This window comes from Microvirga sp. P5_D2 (assembly GCF_054049475.1).
On the sequence record NZ_JBFUMH010000024.1, the window covers coordinates 38,016 to 46,720 of the forward strand.

Annotated in this window: 8 protein-coding genes; 4 read left to right on the top strand and 4 right to left on the bottom strand. The window is 60.2% G+C overall.

Features of this window, described 5'->3' with window-relative positions; all coding sequences use genetic code 11:
* Nucleotides 1-12: 12 nt before the first annotated feature.
* Both ACXJKO_RS09690 and ACXJKO_RS09695 read right to left on the bottom strand, forming a co-directional pair.
* Entirely contained in the window at nucleotides 13-480 is a 468-nt protein-coding gene (locus tag ACXJKO_RS09690; RefSeq protein WP_457090876.1) for a hypothetical protein, read from the bottom strand.
* 7 nt (nucleotides 481-487) lie between these two features.
* On the bottom strand, nucleotides 488-829 hold the full coding sequence (locus ACXJKO_RS09695; protein WP_457090877.1) for a DUF6152 family protein: 342 nt from the start codon (nucleotides 827-829) through the stop codon (nucleotides 488-490).
* Between the two features lie 202 nt (nucleotides 830-1,031).
* On the opposite strand from ACXJKO_RS09695, the gene ACXJKO_RS09700 reads away from it, so the two are divergent.
* A complete protein-coding gene (locus ACXJKO_RS09700) occupies nucleotides 1,032-1,331 on the top strand; it encodes an HlyU family transcriptional regulator (RefSeq protein ID WP_457090878.1) in 300 nt (99 codons plus the stop codon).
* Nucleotides 1,332-1,334: 3 nt separating this feature from the next.
* Here ACXJKO_RS09700 and ACXJKO_RS09705 read toward each other — a convergent pair whose 3' ends face one another.
* Nucleotides 1,335-2,183 (bottom strand): YihY/virulence factor BrkB family protein, encoded by an 849-nt coding sequence (locus tag ACXJKO_RS09705; protein ID WP_457090879.1) that lies wholly within the window; start codon nucleotides 2,181-2,183, stop codon nucleotides 1,335-1,337.
* Nucleotides 2,184-2,320: 137 nt separating this feature from the next.
* Nucleotides 2,321-3,382 carry an NAD(P)-dependent alcohol dehydrogenase gene (locus ACXJKO_RS09710; RefSeq protein WP_457090880.1) on the bottom strand — a complete coding sequence of 354 codons (1,062 nt, stop codon included), beginning with the start codon at nucleotides 3,380-3,382 and terminating at the stop codon, nucleotides 2,321-2,323.
* A gap of 574 nt (nucleotides 3,383-3,956) precedes the next feature.
* Here ACXJKO_RS09710 and ACXJKO_RS09715 point away from each other — a divergent pair.
* The 3 genes from ACXJKO_RS09715 to ACXJKO_RS09725 all read left to right on the top strand — a co-directional run.
* On the top strand, nucleotides 3,957-5,903 hold the full coding sequence (locus ACXJKO_RS09715) for a PrkA family serine protein kinase (protein WP_457090881.1): 1,947 nt from the start codon (nucleotides 3,957-3,959) through the stop codon (nucleotides 5,901-5,903).
* Between the two features lie 28 nt (nucleotides 5,904-5,931).
* Nucleotides 5,932-7,233: a YeaH/YhbH family protein gene (locus ACXJKO_RS09720; RefSeq protein WP_457090882.1), complete on the top strand. Its 1,302-nt coding sequence runs from the start codon at nucleotides 5,932-5,934 to the stop codon at nucleotides 7,231-7,233.
* Nucleotides 7,230-8,705: SpoVR family protein (locus tag ACXJKO_RS09725; protein ID WP_457090883.1), on the top strand; the 1,476-nt coding region annotated here is incomplete at its 3' end. The genes ACXJKO_RS09720 and ACXJKO_RS09725, both read left to right, overlap by 4 nt.

Genomic DNA, 8,705 nt, shown 5'->3' on the forward strand with positions numbered 1-8,705 from the left:
GAACGGACAAGATTAAAGATAGGCGATCATCCGCCCTGCCAAGAGCACGACGATCCAGGCGAGGACAGAAACGAGAGCGTAGACGCGCGCTTCAGGGGGTAGAACGTTGCCTCTCAGGGCCGAGCCGAAACGGACGTGGAAAAGCGCGACATTGACGAGACCGAGCGCGATGAAGGCGAGCTTCACATAGAAGGCCGGATTGGTGCCGAGCGCGCGGGCCTCCACCGCCAGCAGCAGGAGGCCGGTCGGGATCTGGATCGCCAAGCCTGTCGCCGCCAGCGGAATGGCATAGCGGCCGACCTGATGCGCGTTCTTGCCTTGCTCGGCCAGAACCTTCAGATCGAAGACGGCGATGCCGCCGACCACGAAGGCCGCGCCCAGAACGTGAAGCAGGTTCGCCAGAGTATAAAGCCAGGCAGAATGGCGGCCCGCATGGCCAAGTCCGGACGATTCGAGTGCTGCGAGCAAATCGACGTACATTGGTGGCCTAGCGTAGCTCGTAGGTCTTGCCGTTGACGGTGATCCGCTCCGCCCTCAGTTCCGCTTCCTCGCGGGTCGAGGGATAGCCTTCGAGACTCACCTGAGTGCCGGGTTTCAGCATGTCGGGCTGAAGGCCGCGTGCGTTCATGCGGAAGGGCGGGGCCAACACGGCATGCCAGCTCTTGTTCTGGTATGTGACCACGAGCATCACGTGAGGGTTCTGCCATTCGACGCTCTGGACTGGGCTCGTCACCGACAGGGTTCTGGAAGCATCGTAGCTGCCCCAGCCATGATGGGCATAAGCTAAACCACCGGTCGTCAGCGCTCCGAGCAGGCACAGAACGGACAAGGAATACCTCATGGTTATGTGCTCCCGTGCTGGTCGGGATCCGTGATCCCTTCACTGCCAGAGTTTGGGCCCATACAGGCTCCGTCAAGGCGCTCAGGTGCGGATTGGAGGGCATATCAGGCGCTTGTGATCGGCGCCGATTGACCTGTGCCCGCTCGCGATGGATATCCTGCGCACACGAATCATCCCATTCAGGTGCAGTATGTCCTCGTTCTTCAAAGGTTTATGGGCTCGGCTCGGCGGCTCCGGTGACGGCACCCCCGCGTCCGAGCCTCTGGCGGAAGCGGTGGAGTACAAGGGCTTCCGTATCCGGCCCGCGCCCTATCCCGCCAAGGGACAGTTCCAGACCGCCGGCGTGATCGAGAAGGACTTCGAGGCCGGGATGAAGGAGCATCGCTTCGTGCGCGCCGAAACCCATGCCAGCAAGGATGACGCCGCAACCTTCGCCATTGCGAAAGGCAAGCAGATCATCGACGAGCAGGGCGACCGAGTCTTCTCCTGAAGCCTATCCTCGGCTGCGGCTGCCCCGGCTCTCGGCATAGACCTTGGTGAATTCCGCGCCGAACAGCAGGATCAGCGAGGAATAGTAGATCCACAACAGGATCGTGATGATCGATGCGGCTGCGCCGTAGCTCGATGCGATGTTGCTCTTGCCCAGATAATAGCCGATCAGGAACTTGCCGATCGTGAACAGCAGTCCGGTGACGAGCGAGCCGATCCAGACATCGCCCCACTCGATATCCACCGCTGGCAGAAGCTTGAAGATCATCGCGAACAGAAAGACCGCGATGGCGAAGGAAACCAAGCTGTTGAGGAAGCTCAGGAGCGCCGCCGCGCCGGAGAAACTGGGCTCCATATAGGAGCCGATGGCGGACAATCCCGCATCGATGATCAGCGAGACGAGAAGCAGAAAGCCGATTCCGAGCACGAGGCCCAAGCTGAGAAGCCTTGTGTGCAGGAAATCGAATACCCCATAGCTTTGTGGAGGCTTGGCTTTCCAGACGATGTTCAGGTCGTCCTGCAACTCCACCACGGCGCCGGTCACGAGAAGCAGGAAGGTGACGATGCCGACCGTCATACCGACAATTCCGGAGCCCACATTGCTGGCGCTGACGATCATGGCCTCGAGCGCGGAAGCCTCGTTCTTCCCGATCAGCCCGCCGAGCTCCGAGACGATGGCGCCCTGTGCGGCCTCCCGCCCGAAAGCCAGCCCCGCGACCGCGATGGCGGCCAACAATATCGGAGCCAGCGAAAAGACCGTGAAGAATGCGATGGAGGCGCCTAGGCTCATGGCGCGGTCATTCCACCAGCCCGCAAACGCCGCTTTCAGAAGCCGCCCAATATCGGAAAGCATGCCTGTGCCGTTTCTCTTGCTGCTCTCATGGGGCGAAAGCCTGAGCGTTGCCTTGGCTGTTAACCGGCAGCTGCTTGATTGTGTTCCTCAACAGGCCTCGGCCTGTTGAGGGACGTCACAATCGAACGCAGGCTTGGTCAGGCTGCGTCCTGCTTCAGCGATTTCATATCAATCACGAAGCGATATTTGACATCGCTTTTCAGCATCCGCTCATAGGCCAGATTGATGTCCTGGATCGGGATCATTTCTACCTCGGCCGTGATGCCGTGCTTGGCGCAGAAATCGAGCATTTCCTGAGTCTCCGCGATGCCTCCGATCAAGGATCCTGCGAGCTGGCGCCGCTTCATGATCAGGTTGAACACGGTCGTGGCAGGATGCGGCTCCGCTGGAGCTCCGACCAGAACCATGGCGCCATCCCTGGCAAGAAGGACGAGAAGGGTGTCGAGGTCATGCGGCGCGGCGACGGTGTCGAGGATGAAGTCGAAGCTGTTGACGTGCGCCGCCATCGCCTCCTTGTCCTTCGATACGACGACTTCGTGGGCACCGAGCGCCAAGGCATCCTCACGCTTGTTGGGCGATGTGGTGAACAGCACCACATGCGCGCCCATGGCACGGGCGATCTTGACCGCCATGTGCCCAAGGCCGCCGAGGCCGACGACGCCGACCTTCTGGCCGGGCTGAACCCGCCAGCGACGCAAGGGGGAGTAGGTCGTGATTCCGGCGCACAGAAGCGGCGCCGTTGCCGCAGGATCGAGCCCTTCCGGAATGCGCAGCACGAAGCTCTCATCGACGGTGATGCTATCGGAATAGCCGCCATAGGTATTGGCGCCGGTGCCTTGCTCCGGGCCGTTATAGGTGCCCGTGAAGCCGATCTCGCAGTATTGCTCCAGGCCCTCCTGGCAGCTGCGGCAGGTGCGGCAGGAATCCACCATGCAGCCGACGCCGACGAGGTCGCCTTCCTTGAAGTTCTTCACCCCGCCGCCGACGCGAACGACGCGGCCCACGATTTCGTGACCGGGCACGCAAGGATAGTTGGTGCCGCCCCACTCGGCGCGAGCCGTGTGGAGATCGGAATGGCATACCCCGCAATAGAGAATTTCGATCTGAACGTCGTTTTCTTTCGGGTCCCGTCGCTCGAAGCTGAATGGCGCGAGGGGAGTCGATGCATCCTGGGCGGCATAGCCGAAAGCTTTGATCACAGGAGTCTCCAATGTCTTTGAGGAATGGCGAAGCGTCTGCAGCGTGCGAGGTCGCGAAGGCAGCGACTAGAACGATAGGTTAGACATGTCAGGCGTCAACCTGCGCTCCGTCAATGTCTGCCCGATGAAGGTGCAAGCGGATGTCATCTCAGGCGCATTGGTACTACGCCCGCACGGTCATAAAGATATATTGTAACGCAGTTTCTGCGGTGCCGATCTGGTTTTGGCCGGCTATCGATCCTATCTAATAAAGAGGTGCTTCTTACCGTTCAGGCGCTCGCTCAAGGAACGCTTGTTACGGCGGCAAAGCAGCACAGTGGATTTCAAGCGACTGTGAGAAACTTTATCTTGCCGACAGTGCTGCAATCCGCGAGGCTGGGATTAGCAAAGACGGCTTGCTTCCGGTCATGGAAGCCACGCACCAGATCCTGGGCACCCGTGACCGCGTTGAGTTACGCCGCATTAAGGGGATGTCGCCAAAGTACGATCTGACGCATCATCGCACCACGGGGTCCGGGCAACCTTAGCGGTGCACGATAGTTATCTCTGAGAGGGATCTGATTTCGGTGGCGCTATGCATCATTCCGACGACCTGTTCTCGAGTTTCCTGAAGTCCTACGAAAACCGCCGCGAGGCGGAGATGTCTCTTGCGGAATACCTGGCCGGGTGCCGCGACAATCCCATGATGTACGCAAGCGCTCCGGAGCGCATCCTGGCGGCAATCGGCGAGCCGGAGCTTGTCGATACCTCCCGCGATGCGCGCCTTGGGCGCATCTTCATGAACCGCACGATCCGGGTCTATCCCGCTTTCTCCGAATTCTACGGAATGGAAGAGACGATCGAGATGATCGTGAGCTTCTTCCGCCATGCCGCCCAAGGCTTGGAAGAGCGCAAGCAGATCCTCTACCTGCTCGGCCCCGTCGGCGGCGGCAAATCCTCTCTGGCGGAGCGCCTGAAAGCTCTGATGGAGGTGCATCCGATCTACGTTCTCAAGGCGGGCGATGAGATCAGCCCCGTTTTCGAGAGTCCCCTTGCACTCTTCGATCCCGAACAGATGGGTGACGATCTCGAGGAGCGGTATGGCATCCCCCGGCGGCGCCTGACCAACCTGCTTAGCCCCTGGGCCATTAAGCGGCTCGACGAGTTCCGGGGCGACATCTCGAAATTCCGCGTGGTGAAGGTCAATCCGTCGCGCCTGCGCCAGATCGCCATCGCCAAGACCGAGCCCGGCGACGAGAACAATCAGGACATTTCGTCACTCGTCGGTAAGGTCGATATCCGCAAACTCGAAACTCTCTCCCAGGCCGACCCGGATGCCTATAGCTATTCCGGCGGCCTCAACCGCGCCAACCAGGGCATTCTCGAATTCGTCGAGATGTTCAAGGCGCCGATCAAGATGCTTCATCCCCTGCTCACTGCGACGCAGGAGAGCAATTACGTCGGTACGGAAAATATCGGCTCCATTCCGTTCACCGGCATCGTCCTTGCGCATTCGAACGAGGCCGAGTGGCAGAGCTTCAAGTCCAACAAGAACAACGAGGCGTTCATCGATCGTATTTACGTGATCAAGGTGCCCTACTGCCTGCGCGTCATGGAGGAGCAGCGGATCTATGAAAAGTTGATCCGGGGCTCCGAGCTTGCGGAGGCACCCTGTGCTCCGGCAACGCTGGAAATGCTGGCGCGCTTCTCCGTTCTCTCGCGCCTGCGTGCGCACGAGAACTCCAACTTCTATTCGAAGATGCGGGTCTATGACGGCGAGAGCCTGCGCGAGGTCGATCCACGAGCGCGCAGCCTTCAGGAATACAAGGACGCGGCGGGCGTCGATGAAGGCATGGACGGAATCTCTACCCGCTTCGCCTTCAAGGTGCTGGCGGCAACCTTCAACCATGATACGATCGAGGTGGCGGCCGATCCGGTTCACCTGATGTACGTGCTCGAGCAGTCGCTGCGCCGGGAGCAGCTGCCGACTGATGTAGAGCGGCGCTACCTCGAGTTCATCAAGGCGGATCTCGCGCCGCGCTATGCCGACTTCATCGGGCACGAGATTCAGAAGGCCTATCTCGAATCCTATCACGATTACGGCCAGAACCTCTTCGACCGCTACGTGTCCTATGCCGATGCCTGGATCGAGGATCAGGACTTCAAGGATTCCGACACTGGGCAGCTGCTCAACCGCGAACTCCTGAACCAGGAATTGACCAAGATCGAGAAGCCGGCGGGCATCGCGAACCCGAAGGACTTCCGCAACGAAGTGGTCAAGTTTTCCCTGCGCTCACGGGCGGGCAATAGTGGCCGCAATCCGTCATGGACGAGCTACGAGAAAATCCGCGACGTGATCGAGCGCCGCATGTTCTCGCAGGTCGAGGAATTGCTGCCCGTCATCAGCTTCGGATCGAAGAAGGACAGCGAGACCGAGAAGAAGCACGGTGAGTTCGTGAAGCGCATGATGGAGCGAGGCTATACCGAGCGTCAGGTTCGGCGCCTGGTGGAATGGTACATGCGCGTGAAGCAGGCAGGCTGACACACACGGAGGCAGAGCAGGCTTTCCTATGTACATCATCGACAGACGCCTCAATCCAGGCGGCAAAAGCCTCGCCAATCGCCAGCGCTTCCTTCGTCGTGCCAAAGCTCAGATCCAACGCGCCGTGCGCCAGACGGCTGGAGACCGTGACATCACCGACCTTGAACGGGGTGGCGAGATCTCGATCCCGGCCGACGGCGTCCGGGAGCCGAGTTTCCGCCGCTCCGGCGAAGGTGGTGTCAACAATCACATCCTTCCAGGCAACAAGCGCTTCGTCGAAGGCGACACCGTCGACCGGCCGCCAGGCGGCGGCGGAGAGGGAGGCTCGTCCGCCGGCAACGGCGGAGGAGGTGAGGACGATTTCCGCTTCGCCCTGACGCGCGACGAATTCCTCGACTTGTTCCTGGAGGATCTGGAGCTTCCAGATCTTGCCAAGCGCCGTCTCGCCACGGTCGAGGTGAAGGGCCTGCGGCGCGCGGGCTATTCGGTCACCGGTTCGCCGGTGAACCTGGCGCTCCTGCGCTCCATGCGCAACGCGCTCTCTCGGCGGATCGCTATGCGGCGGCCCAAGGCTGCCGAACTGATCCATCTTCAGGAAGAGATCGCGCTGCTTGAAGAGCAGGGAGAGACGGAGAAGCTTCTGGAATTGCGGGAGCGGCTGGAAAAGCTCCAGCTTCGCTCACGCCGCTTCCCTTACATCGATCCGCTCGACCTGCGCTATCGCCGCTTCGAGCCGATTTCCCGGCCCGTAGCGCAGGCGGTCATGTTCTGCCTCATGGACGTGTCGGGCTCCATGACCGAGCACATGAAGGATCTCGCCAAGCGCTTCTACATGCTGCTCTACATCTTCCTGACACGGCGCTACAAGCACGTGGAGATCGTCTTCATCCGCCACACCCATGAGGCGAAGGAAGTGGATGAGGAGACGTTCTTCCACAGCCCCGAAACGGGTGGCACGGTGGTGTCCTCCGCGCTTCGTGAGATGGAGAGAATTGTCGCCGAGCGGTATCCGCCTGAGAACTGGAACATCTACGCAGCCCAGGCCTCGGATGGAGATAATTCTCCCAATGACGGATCGACGAGCGCCAATCTTCTGAAGGACGTGATCCTGCCGGCGTGCCAGTATTATGCCTATCTTGAGGTCGGCAGCGATCATGACCGGATGCAGGCCGGGTTCATCAACCACAAGACGTCCCTGTGGCAGACCTATGAGGCGCTGCAGGAGGATGGTGCCAATATCGCCATGCGCAAGGTCAATCACCGCCGCGAGATCTACCCCGTGTTCCGTGAGCTTTTCCGGCGGCGTGATGCCGAGACAAGGGTCCCATGAGCGTCATCGACAAGGACACGCTGCTTTACCACGGCGCGGACTGGGATTTCGGAGCCATCCAGCGGATCTACGATGCGGTCGAGCGTATCGCCGTCGATGAACTCGGCCTTGACGCCTACCCCAACCAGATCGAGGTGATTACCGCCGAGCAGATGCTCGATGCTTATTCTTCCGTCGGCATGCCTCTGTATTACAAGCATTGGTCCTTCGGTAAACGCTTTGCTACCCATGAAGCGGGCTATCGCCAGGGACTCATGGGGTTGGCTTACGAGATCGTCATCAACTCGAACCCGTGCATCTCCTACATCATGGAGGAGAACTCGGCGACGATGCAGACGCTCGTGATCGCGCATGCCGCCTTCGGCCACAATCATTTCTTCAAGAACAATYATCTGTTCAAGGAATGGACGGATGCGGACGGCATCCTCGATTACCTCGATTTCGCCAAGAGCTATATCGCCCGCTGCGAGGAGCGCTACGGCCACGCTGCGGTGGAGCGGGTCCTCGATGCAGCCCATGCGTTGATGTCCCACGGCGTTCATCGCTATCCCCGCAAGAAGCGGCCGGATTTGCGCTCGGAAGAGCGGCGCGAACGCGAGCGCCAACTCCATCGCGAGCAGACCTTCAACGATCTCTGGCGCACGGTTCCATCAAAGGCAGGCGTGGCGAAGGCCCAAGTGAGCGAAGACCGGCGGCGTGCTCTGCTCGAACTGCCGCAGGAGAACCTTCTCTATTTTCTGGAAAAGTCGGCGCCGCGCCTTCAGCCCTGGCAGCGTGAAATCCTGCGCATCGTCCGCCAGATCGCGCAGTATTTTTATCCGCAGCGCCAGACCAAGGTGATGAACGAGGGCTGCGCCACCTATTGCCATTACCGCATCATGACCCGGCTTCACGAAACCGGGCAGATCAGCGACGGCGCCTTCCTGGAATTCCTACAATCTCACACCAACGTGACGCGCCAGCCCGAATATGACGACCCTCATTATGGCGGCATCAATCCCTATGCTCTCGGCTTCGGCATGATGCAGGATATCGAGCGCATCTGCACGCGACCGACCGATGAGGATCGCGCTTGGTTCCCCGACATCGCAGGCAAGGGCAACGAGATGGCGGTTCTGCGCGATATCTGGGCCAATTACCGCGATGAAAGCTTCATCTCGCAATACCTGAGCCCGAACCTGATCCGGCAATGGCGCATGTTCCACCTCATCGACGATCCGGATCGGCCCGACTTGAAGATCGAGGCCATCCACGATGAGCGTGGCTACCGGCGCCTGCGTCGCAGCCTGTCTCGCGAATACGATGTGGGCTGGAGCGATCCGGACATTCAGGTGGTCGATGTGGATCTCGCGGGCGACCGCCGCCTCATCCTTCACCATCACGTCCTCAGCAAGAACCTGCTGCACAAGGACGACGCCCAGCGTGTCCTCCAGATGGTGGCCAATCTCTGGGGCTACGACGTGGTTCTGAAG

Excerpts from the sequence above, each read along its gene's own strand:
- ACXJKO_RS09705 (WP_457090879.1), bottom strand. The coding sequence starts at position 2,183 with ATGCTTTCCGATATTGGGCGGCTTCTGAAAGCGGCGTTTGCGGGCTGG.
- ACXJKO_RS09700 (WP_457090878.1), top strand. The coding sequence starts at position 1,032 with ATGTCCTCGTTCTTCAAAGGTTTATGGGCTCGGCTCGGCGGCTCCGGT.
- ACXJKO_RS09690 (WP_457090876.1), bottom strand. The coding sequence starts at position 480 with ATGTACGTCGATTTGCTCGCAGCACTCGAATCGTCCGGACTTGGCCAT.
- ACXJKO_RS09715 (WP_457090881.1), top strand. The coding sequence starts at position 3,957 with ATGCATCATTCCGACGACCTGTTCTCGAGTTTCCTGAAGTCCTACGAA.
- ACXJKO_RS09720 (WP_457090882.1), top strand. The coding sequence starts at position 5,932 with ATGTACATCATCGACAGACGCCTCAATCCAGGCGGCAAAAGCCTCGCC.